General features: G+C 25.1%; 21 protein-coding genes. All 21 read left to right on the forward strand.

Features of this window, described 5'->3' with window-relative positions:
- The first annotated feature begins 7 nt into the window (after window positions 1-7).
- Window positions 8-472 carry a hypothetical protein gene (locus CURT_RS08530; RefSeq protein WP_018713965.1) on the forward strand — a complete coding sequence of 155 codons (465 nt, stop codon included), beginning with the start codon at window positions 8-10 and terminating at the stop codon, window positions 470-472.
- Window positions 473-622: 150 nt separating this feature from the next.
- Entirely contained in the window at window positions 623-2,497 is a 1,875-nt protein-coding gene (locus CURT_RS08535) for a hypothetical protein (protein ID WP_115651874.1), read from the forward strand.
- A 351-nt stretch (window positions 2,498-2,848) separates the two neighbouring features.
- On the forward strand, window positions 2,849-5,404 hold the full coding sequence (locus CURT_RS08540; RefSeq protein WP_172539785.1) for a hemagglutinin repeat-containing protein: 2,556 nt from the start codon (window positions 2,849-2,851) through the stop codon (window positions 5,402-5,404).
- A gap of 8 nt (window positions 5,405-5,412) precedes the next feature.
- Window positions 5,413-5,811, forward strand: a complete 399-nt coding sequence (locus CURT_RS08545) for a hypothetical protein (protein ID WP_018713934.1) — start codon at window positions 5,413-5,415, stop codon at window positions 5,809-5,811.
- A gap of 43 nt (window positions 5,812-5,854) precedes the next feature.
- The gene (locus CURT_RS08550; protein ID WP_018713935.1) at window positions 5,855-6,244 is read left to right on the forward strand and encodes an Imm41 family immunity protein; all 390 of its coding nucleotides are present in this window, start codon (window positions 5,855-5,857) and stop codon (window positions 6,242-6,244) included.
- Window positions 6,244-6,624: an Imm41 family immunity protein gene (locus tag CURT_RS08555; RefSeq protein WP_018713936.1), complete on the forward strand. Its 381-nt coding sequence runs from the start codon at window positions 6,244-6,246 to the stop codon at window positions 6,622-6,624. Before CURT_RS08550 ends, CURT_RS08555 begins: the two co-directional genes overlap by 1 nt.
- A 225-nt stretch (window positions 6,625-6,849) precedes the next feature.
- Window positions 6,850-7,134: a hypothetical protein gene (locus tag CURT_RS08560; RefSeq protein WP_018713937.1), complete on the forward strand. Its 285-nt coding sequence runs from the start codon at window positions 6,850-6,852 to the stop codon at window positions 7,132-7,134.
- Complete coding sequence (locus CURT_RS08565; RefSeq protein ID WP_018713938.1) at window positions 7,118-7,336, forward strand: hypothetical protein; 219 nt, start codon at window positions 7,118-7,120, stop codon at window positions 7,334-7,336. Before CURT_RS08560 ends, CURT_RS08565 begins: the two co-directional genes overlap by 17 nt.
- 533 nt (window positions 7,337-7,869) lie before the next feature.
- Entirely contained in the window at window positions 7,870-8,085 is a 216-nt protein-coding gene (locus CURT_RS08570) for a hypothetical protein (RefSeq protein ID WP_018713939.1), read from the forward strand.
- Entirely contained in the window at window positions 8,057-8,323 is a 267-nt protein-coding gene (locus tag CURT_RS08575) for a colicin E3/pyocin S6 family cytotoxin (protein WP_018713940.1), read from the forward strand. Before CURT_RS08570 ends, CURT_RS08575 begins: the two co-directional genes overlap by 29 nt.
- Before the next feature lie 4 nt (window positions 8,324-8,327).
- The gene (locus CURT_RS08580; RefSeq protein WP_018713941.1) at window positions 8,328-8,597 is read left to right on the forward strand and encodes a hypothetical protein; all 270 of its coding nucleotides are present in this window, start codon (window positions 8,328-8,330) and stop codon (window positions 8,595-8,597) included.
- Between the two features lie 85 nt (window positions 8,598-8,682).
- Entirely contained in the window at window positions 8,683-9,306 is a 624-nt protein-coding gene (locus CURT_RS08585; RefSeq protein ID WP_018713943.1) for a hypothetical protein, read from the forward strand.
- An 86-nt stretch (window positions 9,307-9,392) separates the two neighbouring features.
- Window positions 9,393-9,722, forward strand: coding sequence for a hypothetical protein (locus CURT_RS08590; RefSeq protein WP_018713944.1), 330 nt, complete (start codon window positions 9,393-9,395; stop codon window positions 9,720-9,722).
- A 46-nt stretch (window positions 9,723-9,768) separates the two neighbouring features.
- On the forward strand, window positions 9,769-9,999 hold the full coding sequence (locus tag CURT_RS08595; RefSeq protein ID WP_154646927.1) for a hypothetical protein: 231 nt from the start codon (window positions 9,769-9,771) through the stop codon (window positions 9,997-9,999).
- Between the two features lies 1 nt (window position 10,000).
- Complete coding sequence (locus tag CURT_RS08600) at window positions 10,001-10,942, forward strand: hypothetical protein (RefSeq protein ID WP_018713946.1); 942 nt, start codon at window positions 10,001-10,003, stop codon at window positions 10,940-10,942.
- 37 nt (window positions 10,943-10,979) lie between these two features.
- On the forward strand, window positions 10,980-11,384 hold the full coding sequence (locus CURT_RS08605) for a hypothetical protein (protein ID WP_018713947.1): 405 nt from the start codon (window positions 10,980-10,982) through the stop codon (window positions 11,382-11,384).
- Window positions 11,385-11,521: 137 nt separating this feature from the next.
- A complete protein-coding gene (locus CURT_RS08610; RefSeq protein ID WP_018713948.1) occupies window positions 11,522-12,031 on the forward strand; it encodes a hypothetical protein in 510 nt (169 codons plus the stop codon).
- A 588-nt stretch (window positions 12,032-12,619) separates the two neighbouring features.
- Window positions 12,620-14,893: a hypothetical protein gene (locus CURT_RS08615; protein ID WP_172539784.1), complete on the forward strand. Its 2,274-nt coding sequence runs from the start codon at window positions 12,620-12,622 to the stop codon at window positions 14,891-14,893.
- The gene (locus CURT_RS08620) at window positions 14,890-15,354 is read left to right on the forward strand and encodes a hypothetical protein (protein ID WP_018713843.1); all 465 of its coding nucleotides are present in this window, start codon (window positions 14,890-14,892) and stop codon (window positions 15,352-15,354) included. The genes CURT_RS08615 and CURT_RS08620 overlap by 4 nt, the downstream gene beginning before the upstream one ends.
- A gap of 39 nt (window positions 15,355-15,393) precedes the next feature.
- A complete protein-coding gene (locus CURT_RS08625) occupies window positions 15,394-15,822 on the forward strand; it encodes a hypothetical protein (RefSeq protein WP_018713844.1) in 429 nt (142 codons plus the stop codon).
- Window positions 15,815-16,342, forward strand: a complete 528-nt coding sequence (locus CURT_RS08630) for a hypothetical protein (RefSeq protein WP_018713845.1) — start codon at window positions 15,815-15,817, stop codon at window positions 16,340-16,342. Before CURT_RS08625 ends, CURT_RS08630 begins: the two co-directional genes overlap by 8 nt.
- The last annotated feature ends 27 nt before the right edge of the window (window positions 16,343-16,369 follow it).

Consider the following 16,369-nt stretch of genomic DNA (forward strand, 5'->3'; position numbering starts at 1 on the left):
GATAAATATGCTTAAAACAATTATAAAATATAGCTTTTTAGTAGTGGGAGTTTTATATGGAATATTGCTGATTCCATTAATATTTACAATTTTTATTGGCTATACAATAAATCATTACAAAAACGATAAAATAAAAATTTACGAATTTAAGACAATAAACATTGAAAAATCAAATGATTTAAATGCAACCGTGAACTTAAAACCAAAAAAAGGCTATGAATTTAATAAGGCAAACCTAGTAATCAACTTGCCAGAAAATATATTTTATAAGTTTAAATTTACTGAATATGGAAACAATGAGTGTGTTTTATGTATAAATGAAATTTACTCACATACAAATATTTCATACAGTATTTCAAATTTAAAAAATAAAGAATATTATATTGATATTATTTACAATAATAGCGATGGTAAAATTTTGCACTATAAAGCTAAGTTTATACCAAATATATATGAAAAAATAAAAAAATGAACAAATTAGCTTTTAAAAATCTAAAAACAATAAGAAATTTAACTGCTATTTTATTAGCCTTTATAGTTTTAATATAATTAAATAATAATTTTATTATGATAAGATAATCTAAAATAAAAATAGATAAGTTTTTATGTTTAAGGCAGGTAAATGAATTTTAAAATATTTTTAAACTTTTTTGTAAGTATTTTTTTACTCTTTTTACCTCTTTCATCTTATTCTGATATCCTACCCGATAAAAACTCACCTATTGCTAACCAACCTACCATTTTAAAAACTCCAAATAATGCTATACAAAAAGATACAAAACTATCAAATGCAAATGCAAACTTTTCTAAAAATAGATCTAGCTCTAAAATTAAGCAAACAGTTCTTTCAAGTATAACAGGAGATAAGGTAAATATAGATGTGCAACAAAACACTAATCTAAAAGGCTCTTTAATAGCAGCAGGAGAGTATAAAACTATAATAGATGAAGATGGAAGTAAAAAAACTATATTTATAGATAATAAAAATCTAAATTTAAAAACAGGCTCTTTAACATTTAGTAATCTTAAAAACTCAAACTACTCTAAAAAAACAAGTTTAGGTGTGGGAGTAAATGTAGCTTTAAATAAAGATGATAAAAATAAACCAAACGATCAAAAAACAAACAACACAAATCTAAACTCTAAAATAACAAGTGCAACTTATTCTAATAATAAAGACTTAACTTATAACTCATCAAAAACATTAGCAACTATAGGAAAAGGAAATCTAATAGTATCAAACATAGATATCTCAAATTTAAATAAAGATGAGTTAGATAATTTTCAATCTAATAAAACAGATAACTTATCTAATTTAGATGACTTAGTAAGACTAAACAAAGATACAAATCAAATAAACAAAGATTTATATAATACAAACATAAACTCAAACATAGATGCATCAATAGATACAAGATTATTTAATAAAGAAGGAAGAAAAGAGATAAAAGATGATTACAATAAAGCAACCGCTATAACTAAAGCTATTGACTTAATACTTTCAACAAAAAATTCAAAGACACGTGATGTATTTAATTATATAAGAGAATATGTTCAAAGATACGAAACCGATAAAAAAGCAGAATTTGAAAGAAATTTAAGATTGATAGATAATCCAAATATTTCAGTATTAGACAAACAAAATGCAGCTAAAAACATAATTGACATCATTGACCTAGATATAAAATTTGCAAATTTTGAAGAATATAATGGCGGTAAATTTAATTCAGATGATCCAAATTCATTATATATAAACGCTTCATCTGTTAGAAATTCATCCGAGTTTTTAACAGCCCTAAAACATGAGTTGCAACACTATAAAGATAATATAAATGACAGTTTCATACCAAAAGACATTTTGCAAAACGAATTTGCTACAAAACACTCATTAAATTTACTTGATATGTCAAAAAAGGCTTTGAATATTAACGGTTACAACATAGATAATTATAATTTTAATGTAAATTCAAATGATTATATTATCAAACAAAACACAGATTATTTTTATTCTTTAGATCAAAGTAAGAGTGATGATTGGATAATGCAAGCAATTGGCGGCATTATTGGCGCTGGATCTAATATATACACACAATATAAAAGAAATGGAGATAGCCTATCTTTCAGCAATATAAATTGGACTGAACTTGGTATAAATACAGCTGCGAGTGCTTGGTCTGGCGGAGCAACAAGTTTGGGAGGCTCTATTGCTAAAGGTGGGGCTGCGTCAGCAGTAACAGAAACTTATAATCAGGTTAAATATAATAAAAATAGAGTTGATACAAAAGAAATCATTACAAAAGGAGCAATAGGTGGAGTAACTGGCTTAACGATAGGGGTTTCTGGGAATATAGGAAAAAATATAATAAAAAATAAAGGTGTTATTGGAAAACCAGTTGACTATGATCTAAAAACATTTAAATATGAATTTGAAGGTGCGGCTGGCGTAGGTGGAGCAATTACACCAAATTATATTGTAAAAGATAAAGATGAAAAATAATTTATTGCAATTTATAAAAAGCTTTGTTATGGTTCTGTTGATACTAGTTTTTTATATAGTGTTATGCAAATTCTCATTATATATTTTTGGCAAAAATTGGATTTATATATTATTTATTTTTCCAATCTTATATTTTGGATATTTTACTATGAAAAAAGATATCAAAAAAAGCGATTTTTGTTATGAAAAAATTAAAAATCCAAATATACAATATGGGGGTGTAGCGTTTGTTTGGTTAATTATGAGTGTGCTATTTTTGATAGTTTTTATATGCACAAAATAGTTATAAAATTATTTGATTTTAATAGTGTGAAAATCTTTAAGAATAAATTGAAACAGATGGAGTTAAAAATGATATTTGAAATATGGATATCAAACTTCACTACTCAAAATATAAAAATAAACTCTTTTAAGGATACAGACATTATAGGTTCAAACCTAAATGCTAAAGAAAATATTAATCTCTCTTCAAAACATGGAGATATAAACATACTCTCATCAACTAATAATCTATTAGAAGATATTAAAAAGAAAAACATTGAAGCAACCCTTTCTCTTACTGTACAAAACGAATACGCACAGATAGGAAGTGCGGCTAAGGATTTAGAGGAAGCAACCAAACAGTTAAAAAGTGTAAAAAAAGAGTATGACTCTTATAAAAAAGAGCTTAACTCCTTAAAAGATAAACTTTCAAATTTAAAACAAAGATATAAAAATAAAGAAGAAGGAATTGATTACTTAGATATAGAAGATTTACAAGATTTTATAAATGATCTAACAGATGAAGAAAAATACTATAAATCAAACATAGCTTTAGCTACTGAAAATGTAGCTTCTAAATCAGCAGCTTTACTCTCTCAAACAGCCTCAGCAGCAGCAAGCTATGGAACTTATGGATTTAGTGTAGGAGTAAGTGCTGATATAAAAGGAAATAAATTTAATTCAAATCTAAATGATATAACAAATATAAGCTCAAACCTAAAAGCAAACAATATAAATTTAAACTCCTATAATGATACAACCATAACAGGATCAAATTTATTAGCCTTAAATGATATAACAATAAACTCAACTAATCTAAATATAAACTCATCACAAGACACTTTTACATATAAAGATAAAAATAAAGAACTAAGTGGAAGTATAAGCTTTACAATCTATGGAGGAGGTGGTGGAAGCTTAGGACTAAATTATGCTCAAAGCCATCTTAATAAAGACAGTATAATAAACAATAACTCAAAGCTTTTAGCAAACAATGATATAAATATAAATACTGCAAATAATACAGCTATAAAAGGAGCAAATTTAAAAGCTAATAATACTTTTAATCTAAAAACAAACAATCTTACATTACAGAGTCAAAGAGATATATTAAACTCAAATTTCAAATCAAACTCATTTGGAGTAGGAGTTGGATTTAGTGGAGATAATAATCCAAATCCATCTGCTATCTCTAACAATATGGTAAGTTATAAAGATACAAAACTATCAAATGCAAATGCAAACTTTTCTAAAAATAGATCTAGCTCTAAAACTAAGCAAACAGTTCTTTCAAGTATAACAGGTGATAAGGTAAATATAGATGTGCAACAAAACACTAATCTAAAAGGCTCTTTAATAGCAGCAGGAGAGTATAAAACTATAATAGATGAAGATGGAAGTAAAAAAACTATATTTATAGATAACAAAAATCTAAATTTAAAAACAGGCTCTTTAACATTTAGTAATCTTAAAAACTCAAACTACTCTAAAAAAACAAGTTTAGGTGTGGGAGTAAATGTAGCTTTAAATAAAGATGATAAAAATAAACCAAACGATCAAAAAACAAATAACACAAATCTAAACTCTAAAATAACAAGTGCAACTTATTCTAATAATAAAGACTTAACTTATAACTCATCAAAAACATTAGCAACTATAGGAAAAGGAAATCTAATAGTATCAAACATAGATATCTCAAATTTAAATAAAGATGAGTTAGATAATTTTCAATCTAATAAAACAGATAACTTATCTAATTTAGATGACTTAGTAAGACTGAATAAAGATACAAATCAAATAAACAAAGATTTATATAATACAAACATAAACTCAAACATAGATGTATCAATAGATACAAGATTATTTAGTAAAGAAGGAAGGAAAGAGATAAAAAAGGAATTTGAGGATATTGTAAACGATATAAAAGTAGTAGAATTTTACGTTATAAACTATAATGAAATAAAAGAAAGCAAACAACTTACAAAATCAATAGCAGATAATCTAATAAAACTACGAGAAACCGATAGCAATAAATACGAACAAATTGTTAAAGAATTAAAAGATTATAACACCGCAATAGAAAATCAAAATAAAAATGAAAAACAAGATTTTGCATTTGTTTTAGCTGTTCCGCCTGCCCTATCTGAATTTTTAGCTATTTGTGGAATTACTACTGTTGCAGGTACTACGGCATATGGAGCTAAAAAGCTTGGTGAAAAGTATGTAAGTGGTAAAAACATGCAAGATGATATACCACCTATAGAAGGAAAAAATCAAGACATAAACTTAGAAGCTTTTCCAAAACAAGAAGAAAATATAAATGATAATGTTTTAGTTACACCAAAAGCAGATAAAAATGATAAAATAACAAATGAAGGCATACAAGCAAACAATTCTCTTAATGAACCTTATGTTGGCGGAATAGAAGGAAAAGAGCGAGGGGTTGATGTTGTTTATGCAGAAAAAGATAAAAAACTATCAAATTATGAAATAAATAAATTAAAAGAAGGCGGTATTCATCCGCACGATTTAAAACCACATTCGGATTATGATCTATATAAAGATAAAAAAGGAAATATTTTTGTAAAATTAAAAAACGGCAAAGGTCAAGGTGAACCAACTGGTTATAATATAAACGATTTTTAAGGAAAACAGTGAATAAAAATGAGATATTTATTATATTAAGAGCTACTTCAAATAAGAAAATAAGTGATATAAAAAATATTAGTTTTAGTAAAATTTGGAAAAAAGGTGATAATAAAATAGCCGGAAACAGTATTTTAAAACATAAAAATTTTGGTTTTGAGATAGAGCAAAAATACTTTAATAAATACTATATTCAAGAAATTTTAGATGATTTTTTTACTAATGAAAATGTTATGAAATTTGCTAAATTAAGCCTTTTAAATAAAGAGTTGCTTGTGGTTGTGTATAGTTATGATATGTTTCCTGCAATAAACTACAACAGTAAATTTTTAAAATTTCTTGGTGATAATGATATAAGTTTATCGCACGATTTATATGATTTTGAAAATATTAATGCTTTGTGTTAAATATAAAATTTGAAATAAAAGATATGAATAGGATTGGTGATTAATGAACTTAGAAAATTTTTATATAAATGTTAAAAAAAGCGATAAATTCTCTCCAAAATCATTTGTTGGAAAGTTTATATTGCAAGGCGTTTGGTCTGATAAAGACTATTGGAAACTTGATAGTGTTTTGATTGAAATTTATAAATTTTATAAAAATAAAAAACTTCCAAAAGATATTTTTGCAGGGATTATATCTATAGTGGCGGATATTTGTGGAATTTGTGAAAAATCTGAAATTTATATAACAAATAAATGTTATGGTAAAAACAGCGATAATGTAATCCCTGATCTGTATAACAGATATGAAAGGCTTAATGTGCTTTGTAAATGTATAATTTATAAAGATAAATTTGAAGATATTTGTTTTTGGTACAACAAAAAGGAAATATAGTGGAACTAACTGATTTTCATAGAAATACTTCATTTGATGAAAGATATGATGAAAACTCTTTCATCGGGATACTTCTTGATTATCTAAAATGGGACGATGAAGAGTACTGGAAACTGGATGCAAATCTGCAACAAATTCTTAAGTTAAACTCAAATAAGAAATTTATTTCACAAGAAATTATGGAAGGGATATTTTCTATTTGCAATGATATTTTTTTAACAGGTAGTTGGAGCGACATCAAAATACACAAAGGGAATTCCGTAAAAAAATGCAAATTAAATATTTATGATAGATTTAGAAGATTAAAAACTCTTTTAGTATCGGCTGCATATTGGGATAAAAGTTTTTTTAAAATAGATTTTGTATATAAAAATAGCTAAAATCAATTTTTAACATTTATATTAAACTATTTAAGCAAAAATTATATATAAATATATTATTTTTTAATGTTTAAATAAAATAATGTTAAATTTTACATAGACAAGGACTCGCAATCGATGAACTTAGAAAATTTTTATAGAAATATTAAAACATCATCTAATTTTTCACAAAATTCTTTTATCGGAAGGTTTATTTTTTAATGGAATTTGAGATAATAAAGAGTATTGGAAGCTAGAAAAGATTTGCTAATGATTCATAATAAATACTTAAATAAAAATATTCCAAAAGATATATTTGCTGATATTTTATCTATTTCAGAGTCATTTTTGATTGGTAATATTTCCGAAATCTTATTTAAAAAAAATAATAAATTACAACCATATTACAGTTTAGGATTTAATCCAAAAGAGAGATATGATATTTTGGCTTATTGTATTTTTAAATTTATGATGAAAAATTTGAAAGTTTCGATTTTGATTATCAGGAGATATGATGAAAAATTTTTATAGAAATTTAACATACGATAAAAGATATAATGCAAGGTCTTGTTTGGATACTAAATGGCAATTTATACACGCATGGTGCTTATTTTGCAGCGTTAAAAACAAAGATAATAAAAACAGTAAAAAATATTTTACACCTATTTTGGCACCAACAGCAGATGATAGACTAAAAAGGCTTAAAAATACTGATACTTTATATCGCTTATAATGATGACAGCTTCTTTCATAGAGATTTTATTTATTCCAAATGAGATATTAAACTCAGATATGTTTTAGAAAAACTTCCCTAAAAATAAAAATAATTTTAGATAATTGATAAAAACAGATTACTTTCAATAGGCGTAATAGATATCACAAACAAAGACAATATAGATAAAATTTGTATAATTAGAGCTATTTTTAAACTTATAATTTATAAAAAGCAGTCGGAATTACAGTTTATTTAAGGATTATCACCAATGAAACAAAAAATTAAAAAAAGATGTTTTGCACCATACATGGTAGCATTTTCTTACATAATTTTAATATTGGCTTTTTTTAATAATTTATTATTACGATAGAGCAGTTTGTGATATAAAAGATTTTATCTTTGGAAAATACTGCCACCCATCTCAAAAATGCCAAGCAATCCTAGCTACAAGAGCATTAAATGGTAACCTAAAATCCGATAGAAGGCTATTATATTTTTACGACGGATATTTTAGATATAACATATGCATATCAGAAGCAAATTTAACTAAAATGGACGAAAATGAAATTTTATTTCTTAAACAAAATGTTAAAAAACATATATCAAAACCATTCTGCAATGACAATGAAGCTATCTTAAAATGGTATAGCGAGTGTGCTAATAATCAAAGTTCTGAAATTTGCAAAGAATATTTAAAACTAGAACCCGAAATAAATTTAAAAGAGATTGAGAGATTGTATGATAAAATCGAACAAAATAACTATTAAAATAAATAAAAAAGAATTGTCTGATGATTATTTGCCCGAACTATCAAAGGCAAAATCAAAAACACCTGTTAGCGGTGGTGGTGCTTTAAGACCTAGGTGGAAAGATAACAAAGGTGACATGTATGAATGGGATTCTCAACATGGGGAAATGGAAATTTATGACAAACAAGGAAATCATAAAGGCTCTTATAATCCAAAAACTAAAGAAAAAAACCAGCAGTTAAGGGCAGAAAGGTAAAAAAATGATAAAAAGAAAAATTATAATTTCATATTACAGCAAAGAAAATGATAAGCTCATAAAATCAAAACCTATAAAATGTACTTTAGACCAAATAAATAAGCTTTTGTTAAAATTTTATCCGAAAGAAAAACATATTCAAACTGATAAAAATGGCAATAAATATCTAAGTGGAAGTTATGATGTAACCTCTAAGATAAATGAGGAATTATTTAAAACATTCGGTATTTTAGCAGATATAGAAAATTTTAATTGCCAAATAGAGTATGAATAGTGCTTGGAAAAAATATAAAAATAAAAAAGAATGGGAAAAGAGAAGAAACTTATGATAAAAAACGGAAAAAGACTAAGGGATTAAAATGAAAAATTTACCGATTTTAGAAATATTAAAAGATTCTAATATTGTTAGAAACAGTTTTACAGAGTTATTTATGGCAAAAGATATAGATCAGATTCTTGAAAAAATGAGACTTGACTATAATCACGCTTTGCTTAGCAATTTTGAAAAAATTTTAAATAATGACGATGAAAGAAACAGACTTTTGTCTAATAAATACTATATGAATTTGCAAGAGGATAAATTTATCGGTTTTTTTATAGATATTTTTAAAAATAATAGCAACATTTGTGTCATTAAGACAGATTTTTTTACTAAAGACTATGATTTGTTTTTGCCATATCTAAATAGTGGCATAGATATAAAATTTCAATATCTATTACTTCATCAATATATAAAATTCCATAACAAAAAAAATAGATATTTTATTATAAAGAATATTGAGCTTTTAAAACTTTTTATTATTTTTGGGTTAAGAGAGCAGTGGATTAATGACTTTTTTATTTTTCCAAAAGATGAAATTTGCCTTATAAATAACTATGATCAGCTTTTTCCAATATTTTTTAAAAATAATCATTCGTTGGAAAAATACGATAAAATAGCTAAATTACATAAAATATTTTTAATTAATAAGGTTATTATTTAGAAATTATAAGTCATTAAATAAACATATCACCAATGGTTCAAAGAGTGACTCTAAGAAAAAGCTATTTTTGCCAAAAAAGGAAAGAAGTGAAAACAATTAAATTTTTAATTTTTTTATCTTTTTATACAATGATAGTTTTGTATTTTGCAGTGCCTAAACTTGCAACCAGACCCGATTTAGTTTTGATAGATATGTATTATTTATCAAAAAACGACTTAAATAAAAATGAATTTTTTAAAGTATTAGAAAAAAGCGAGTGGTTTATAAAAACTGATGAAAATGTTAAAAAAATAAGCCACAACGATCTTTGGAAACACTTCAAAGATATAAATTCTACGACACTGTTTGGGGTTTATGATCCACTCAGCAGTTTTTTTACAAAAAAACCAAAAAAGGAAAGAAGTGAAAGCAATTAAATTTTTAATTTTTTTGTCCTTTTATACGCTTATAATTTTGTATTTCGTGATTCCTAAAATACCGTCTAAACCGCATTTAATCTTAGAAAATTTAATCTATGCTTCAAAAAATGGTAAAGATAAATTTATGGACTTATTACAAGATGATTATTATGGAAGTTCTTGGTTTATTAAAAAAGATGGTAATTTTACAATGATTACTGATAAAGAATTGTTTGATAATTTTAAAGATCAAAATTTAACTATTATTTTTGGCGTTTACAACAGTGGTGATTGATATGAATTATGGTTCCCAAATAAGAATTATGTCCAATTGTGTCAATAACAAAAACTTAGCTCAACAAAACGGATATAACCTTGATAATTTAGAAGTTAAATTTATAGATGATACCAATACATTAGGAGCAAACAATCAAAAATTTAAAGGAAACTACAATCAACAAAATAACACAATAACTCTAAATTTAGCTAATATAAAAAATTTAAATGAGTTTACGAATACATTAGGACACGAACTAACTCATGCTATAAAATCTCATCAAAATAGTTTTATTCCACAAGATAATCTTCAAAACAACTATGCAAACATAAAAGGTGAAATTTTAAGTAATTATTTAAATAAAGCTTTAAATTTAAAAGATGAAAATGTAAATTTAAAAAACTTAAATACAACACTTGATATCTATAATCCACAAACAACTAAAATATTAAAAAATAATCTTGTTAAATTTAACTATCAAGATATGAGTAAGAGTGATAACAGAATAAATTTATTTGATCCAAATGAACCTTTGGTTGAAAAAGAAAAAAGCAGTCCAGCTGATAAAATAGATATAAGTGGAAATTGGAGAATGCATAATAGTGCAGATATTTCAGCTTTTTGGTCAGAGGTGTTTGATAACTCTACTTTATATATAGATGGACATGGTGGCTTTGGTATTATTGGTGATAAAGGGAGTGATTTTACGCCAATCAGATTTTATAAAGAAAGGCTTATATATGATTCAACTTGGCAAAAAGGCAATGTAAAAATTATAGAAATTCGTAGTTGTTATGCCGGTGCTGATATTATAAAAGATGATTCATTTGCTCAACAATTGGCAAATATAATATATGAAAAAACAGGTAAATCAATTGTCGTTAGAGGTTCTACTGGTAAAATGCTTGTTCCAACTATTCCAATTAATTATCTCTATAAACCAGAAAAGGTGCTTTTATAAAAGAATTTAAACCACAAATTACAACAAAGGATAAAAAATGAAACTCGGTTTAAACGCTAAACCTTCAAAATTTACAATTTTATTGGCAGTAGTTTTTGGCATTTTGTGTATTTATACATTAGTTTCATCTATGCAAATAAGAAAATACGATGATTGTGTATATTATAAAATGTTGGAAAATGATAATTTGGCTAAAAAATGTTTGCAAAGTAAAATTGCTACAGTTGAGTCCATAGAATATTCAACTTGGTTATATTTTTCAAAACTAGAAAAGGATTTTGAACTTAGTGATATTCATATAAAAGCGATTAAAAAGCTAAATTTAAATAAAAGATTTCCGATAAAAGAAATTCAAAAAGAAATAAACGGCTCTGTAAAAATTATAAAAGTTATAGATGTAGAAGCGTATATTAAAGAGAGAAGTAAAAATGAAAGTAAATAAAAATTTAGCTTTTTAATTATATTTATATTGCAGCGGTATTTATAAAATTCAATCAGAAAAAGTTGAAAATCATTAAAACTATATTTTTTCTTATGAAAAAACTTTTTACCCAAATATGAATAAAAAGGAATGCAAAATTGGAAAATGCAAGGGAAAGTGTAAATTTAATAAAACAAGATTATGGAAACAATGTGGGTTTAATAAATAATGCTACAGGTAAATATTTAGGCATAATAGAAGATGCTGCTGAGTGGGTATCAAACTTCACTACTACAAAAGATGTATTAAATGCATATAGCATAAAGCAACTATCAAAAGATACAATTATAATAACTCACAGTGCAGGAAATGAAGATATATTCAAAGCAAATAAAATAAATAAAGAAATAGGAGTAAAAACGCCATACAATCTAATAAGTGTAGGTTCACCAAAATCAGCAACTGATTTAAAACAAAGCACTAAAAATGTAGGTGCAAATTTCATAACACAGATAAATCATAAAAATGATCCTGTGGCAAATGGATGGTTAAATAAGGATGCGAGTTATGAGTTTGATATTAAAGAGCCATTTAAGCACTCTTTCAAAACTTATTATCCAATAATTCAAAATTTATTACCAAAGAGTATTACAAATGAAACAAAATAATAAAAAAAATTTGATATTTTTATTTTTTATGGTATTTCAAACAATATGCATTATTTTTATACTGAATAAATTTGATAATCTTATAAATATTTTTTTAGTTTCTCTTTTATTTTTTATAGTTACATCTACAACAATGGTTTATATATTTAAGATTACCGGAATACAGCAAATTCTTGCTATATTTTTATATAACATACTCATTTCTATTATCCACGCTATATTGATAATAGTGTTTTTTATATTAGTCGGTATAGATTTAGAAATTAGATTTCAAAATTTTCAATTTATTCTGATTGTTTCGACTATAATGTGGTATGTTTTGGTCTGCATATTTACATTTATTTTTGTTACAAAACAAATAATAAAAAAATTATAGAATAGTTTTAAATTATGTTAGAATTTAAAAATCTAAATGAAACAAAAGATACTTAGAAAAGGACATAAGAGAAGCTATGAAAACCAAAGGCATTCCAACGACTATAAAAAATGGGCTAGTTACTAGGTATGTTCACCCAAGGACCGGAAAATCTATTGTCATAGATAACAAGACAAATGAAATATTCCATGTCAGCGGAGAATGATTTAAATATGATTACTAAGATATATCTAAAAATACTAAATGAGGATTTAATCGTTTATAGACCCGTATTAGCAAATTCTATTAGAGAAAATACTTTTAAAATCATTGATAAGCATAATTTTTTAGATGATTTTGATGAAGAGCTTGAATTCGTTTTTGGAGATATTGTAAAGTGTAAAAAAATAGATAACTGTTATTATGCGTTTAAAAAAATTAAAAATGATGATAAAAATAAACCAAACGATCAAAAAACAAACAACACAAATCTAAACTCTAAAATAACAAGTGCAACTTATTCTAATAATAAAGACTTAACTTATAACTCATCAAAAACATTAGCAACTATAGGAAAAGGAAATCTAATAGTATCAAACATAGATATCTCAAATTTAAATAAAGATGAGTTAGATAATTTTCAATCTAATAAAACAGATAACTTATCTAATTTAGATGACTTAGTAAGACTGAATAAAGATACAAATCAAATAAACAAAGATTTATATAATACAAACATAAACTCAAACATAGATGTATCAATAGATACAAGATTATTTAGTAAAGAAGGAAGGAAAGAGATAAAAGATGATATTCAAGATGCTACTACTATAAAAGATGCAATTACTCAAATAGTAACTACAAATAGAGCTAGCATAATAGATTTTTTTAAAGAAAACTATAAAGCTTATAACACTCTTCAAGGAGTAAAAGAGCAAATCTCAAATAATAAAGAGTTAAAAGAGATTTTAAATAGTTCAAATGTATCAGACACTCAAAAAAGTAAGATTATACAAGAAGTTACAAACTCTGTTATGATAAATCTAGGTTATTTACCAAATGAAACTAAAGCAATCTTTTCAGATGAAAAAGGTTACAACAATAAAAACATAAAAGGTTTTTACTCTCTTCAAACAGATACTAGTTATATAAATATAAAAAATACTTCAACTATAAAAGATTTAGTTAATACAACAGCTACAGAGTCTCAAAGAGCAATGGATACTATAGATAATATAGACATAACAATAAATAGAGATGATAATTCAAAATACTCACAAAACTTTGGAGAGTATGTAAGTAGATACTACTCTTATGCATTAGGTAAAGATACACACAACTATAAAAATAACTCTTTTAATAATAATTTAAATAATATAAATAAAGATTACTACACAATAAACAATTATGAGTTTAGTAAGTTAAATAAGAATAAGGGGGATAATAGACAGTTGCATAAAGATGAGATTGAGTTTATAAATAATAACCATGAAGAGTTTAAAAAATATTACAAAACTAAAATAGGTAAAAACATAACTAAAGATGAAGCAAAAAAGCTACTTGATTTTTCAGGTAAATATATGATTGATTATGAAAAAAATGGATGGTATAATTTTAAAAGTCTATTTGGTAAAGAAGAATATAGCAAAGATGAAATAAATACAGCAATGGGATTTTTAATTGATAAATCAAAGGGGTTGAAATTTATAGATAATTATAAAGAAGAATTTACTCCTACAAATTATTTTGGTGTTACAAAAGAACAGTTTTATGATAACAATTATAATCCAAATGAAGCACAAGGTTTAGGTGATATGAGTTCATGGCTTTTTCCGATGGGTAAAATTGGCGGAAGTATAGCTAAAGAAACCGGAGGAATAATTTATGAAGGCAGTAAAGTAATCTTACAAAACGGCAGCAATAAAGTAAGCTCATTAACCATACCTACTGCAGTAGTCGGATTATCTGATTATGTAAATGCACCTACAAGCAATAATGATAAATTATATAATGGACCTACTGATGCCACATTAATAATAGGTGCAGGATTATTATCCAATCAAGGAACTAAAATGTTATCACAAACAATACTTAAACAAAATGCTAAAACATCAATAAAGTATGGGCTTGAAGCAGGTGTATTTGATGGAGCACTGCAAATAGGAAGTCAAATCACAGACCAAATGATTGATGTTGGTGGCTCTGTAGATTTTAGAAAAATTTCTTTGGATTGGGATAATATTAGTAGGAGTATTATATCTGGAGCTGTTATTGCACCAAATTTTTTTGATTCCTCTAAAACAATTATTCACTCTTGGAAAGCAAATAAGAATTTAGAAAAACAGCTTAGCAATGCAAATACAATCAATAGACAAAATAAAATACAAGGTAGAATAGATAAAAATAATAATAAACTTAAGAATCACATCTATTTTCAAACAACCAATAAAATGCTTAATAAAGCAATAGATTATGAAGTAGAAAATCTTCAAGGCGATAATAAGTGAAATACTCATACGATTATGTTTTATGGAAATATCTAGGAAGACTTGCAACAAACTATCCAGTAATATATTGGATAGTTTTTTGTATTATTATGTCACTATTTTTATATATTTTTGATTTTAATTATATAAAGAATAATAAAAAAAGAGACATACTATTTTTAATTTTTATGATTTGTTGGCTCATATGGTTAACGGTTTATAAAAGTAACGGTTGGCTTATTTATCCTTGTATAGTCGCTTATATATTAATATTTGGAATAATTATCTATAAATACTATATTTTTAAAAAAGATAAAATTGAAAATTCTTGCATAAACCAAAAAACTAAAATTTCAAACCTTAGTCCAACCAAACCTAAAAAACAACAAAAACCAAATAAACAAAAAGATGTTCAAAAATCAAATTTTAAAAAATATAAACTTATTAATAAAAATAGAGTAAAAGATAAAAATAATAATTAAGAAATAGGTGCAGGATTATTATCCAATCAAGGAACTAAAATGTTATCACAAACAATACTTAAACAAAATGCTAAAACATCAATAAAAGCCGGTTTAGCCGGTGCAGGACTTGATGCTAGCAGTCAAATAGGAACTCAAATTTATACTCAAGCTATTAATAATAACGGATATGTAAATTTTAATGATATAACTTTAGATTATGACAGTATTGCATTTAGTGGTGTGGCTGGAGCAACTACAGTGCCGAGCATGATACAATCTGGTAAAGATGTTTTTTATTCCATAAAAGCTATTAATAAAAAATGGAAAGATTTTTTAAATTCAAATACTATAAACAGGAAAAATAAGAATTTTGATAAAATAATTTATCATGGTGAAAATATAATGAGGCATTCTGTTTTCCAAGGAGCAAATATTGAACTTGGCAACTCCATTAAAAATGCAACAATAGATTCTCAATATGAATGAATTTAATAATGCTTTTTGGAGAGAATTTCAGTATAAAATTGTCAATGTGGTAATAAAATTTGCCAATGAATATCCTATAGTTTCTTGGATAATTTTATACATTGTGGGTTTGTTTTTTTTATTTTTAAATATAAAATTAATTAAATATTCTTTGATTGCATATAAAAAAACAAATCAAGTAAAAATTATAAAATTAGTCTTTGCAGCTTGTTTCCAAGTGGTTATATTTTTTTATATTCTCATAAAGTTTAGTATATATAAATCTTACGGCTTATTGATATATCCTTGCATATTCACATGGTTATCTACATTTTATCTCATTTATATATCATACAAGGAATACAAAAAGATTATAGAAAAAACTACACATACAAATAAAAATGATATTTTTTTTAAAAAACCCAAAAAACAACAAAAACCAAATAAGCAAAAAGATGTTCAAAAATCAAATTTTAAAAAATATAAATTTATTAATAAAAATAGAGTAAAAGATAAAAATAACAATGAAGATAAGAAATAGGTGCAGGATTATTATCCAATCAAGGAA

It is taken from the genome of Campylobacter ureolyticus (assembly GCF_013372225.1).
Taxonomy (GTDB): Bacteria; Campylobacterota; Campylobacteria; order Campylobacterales; family Campylobacteraceae; genus Campylobacter_B; species Campylobacter_B ureolyticus.

Bases quoted from the DNA above. Each gene is read 5' to 3' on its own strand.
- CURT_RS08530 (WP_018713965.1), top strand. From the start codon at position 8: ATGCTTAAAACAATTATAAAATATAGCTTTTTAGTAGTGGGAGTTTTA.
- CURT_RS08535 (WP_115651874.1), top strand. From the start codon at position 623: ATGAATTTTAAAATATTTTTAAACTTTTTTGTAAGTATTTTTTTACTC.
- CURT_RS08540 (WP_172539785.1), top strand. From the start codon at position 2,849: ATGATATTTGAAATATGGATATCAAACTTCACTACTCAAAATATAAAA.
- CURT_RS08550 (WP_018713935.1), top strand. From the start codon at position 5,855: ATGAACTTAGAAAATTTTTATATAAATGTTAAAAAAAGCGATAAATTC.
- CURT_RS08565 (WP_018713938.1), top strand. From the start codon at position 7,118: ATGAAAAATTTTTATAGAAATTTAACATACGATAAAAGATATAATGCA.
- CURT_RS08570 (WP_018713939.1), top strand. From the start codon at position 7,870: ATGGACGAAAATGAAATTTTATTTCTTAAACAAAATGTTAAAAAACAT.
- CURT_RS08575 (WP_018713940.1), top strand. From the start codon at position 8,057: ATGATAAAATCGAACAAAATAACTATTAAAATAAATAAAAAAGAATTG.
- CURT_RS08580 (WP_018713941.1), top strand. From the start codon at position 8,328: ATGATAAAAAGAAAAATTATAATTTCATATTACAGCAAAGAAAATGAT.
- CURT_RS08585 (WP_018713943.1), top strand. From the start codon at position 8,683: ATGAAAAATTTACCGATTTTAGAAATATTAAAAGATTCTAATATTGTT.
- CURT_RS08600 (WP_018713946.1), top strand. From the start codon at position 10,001: ATGAATTATGGTTCCCAAATAAGAATTATGTCCAATTGTGTCAATAAC.
- CURT_RS08605 (WP_018713947.1), top strand. From the start codon at position 10,980: ATGAAACTCGGTTTAAACGCTAAACCTTCAAAATTTACAATTTTATTG.
- CURT_RS08615 (WP_172539784.1), top strand. From the start codon at position 12,620: ATGATTACTAAGATATATCTAAAAATACTAAATGAGGATTTAATCGTT.
- CURT_RS08625 (WP_018713844.1), top strand. From the start codon at position 15,394: ATGTTATCACAAACAATACTTAAACAAAATGCTAAAACATCAATAAAA.
- CURT_RS08630 (WP_018713845.1), top strand. From the start codon at position 15,815: ATGAATGAATTTAATAATGCTTTTTGGAGAGAATTTCAGTATAAAATT.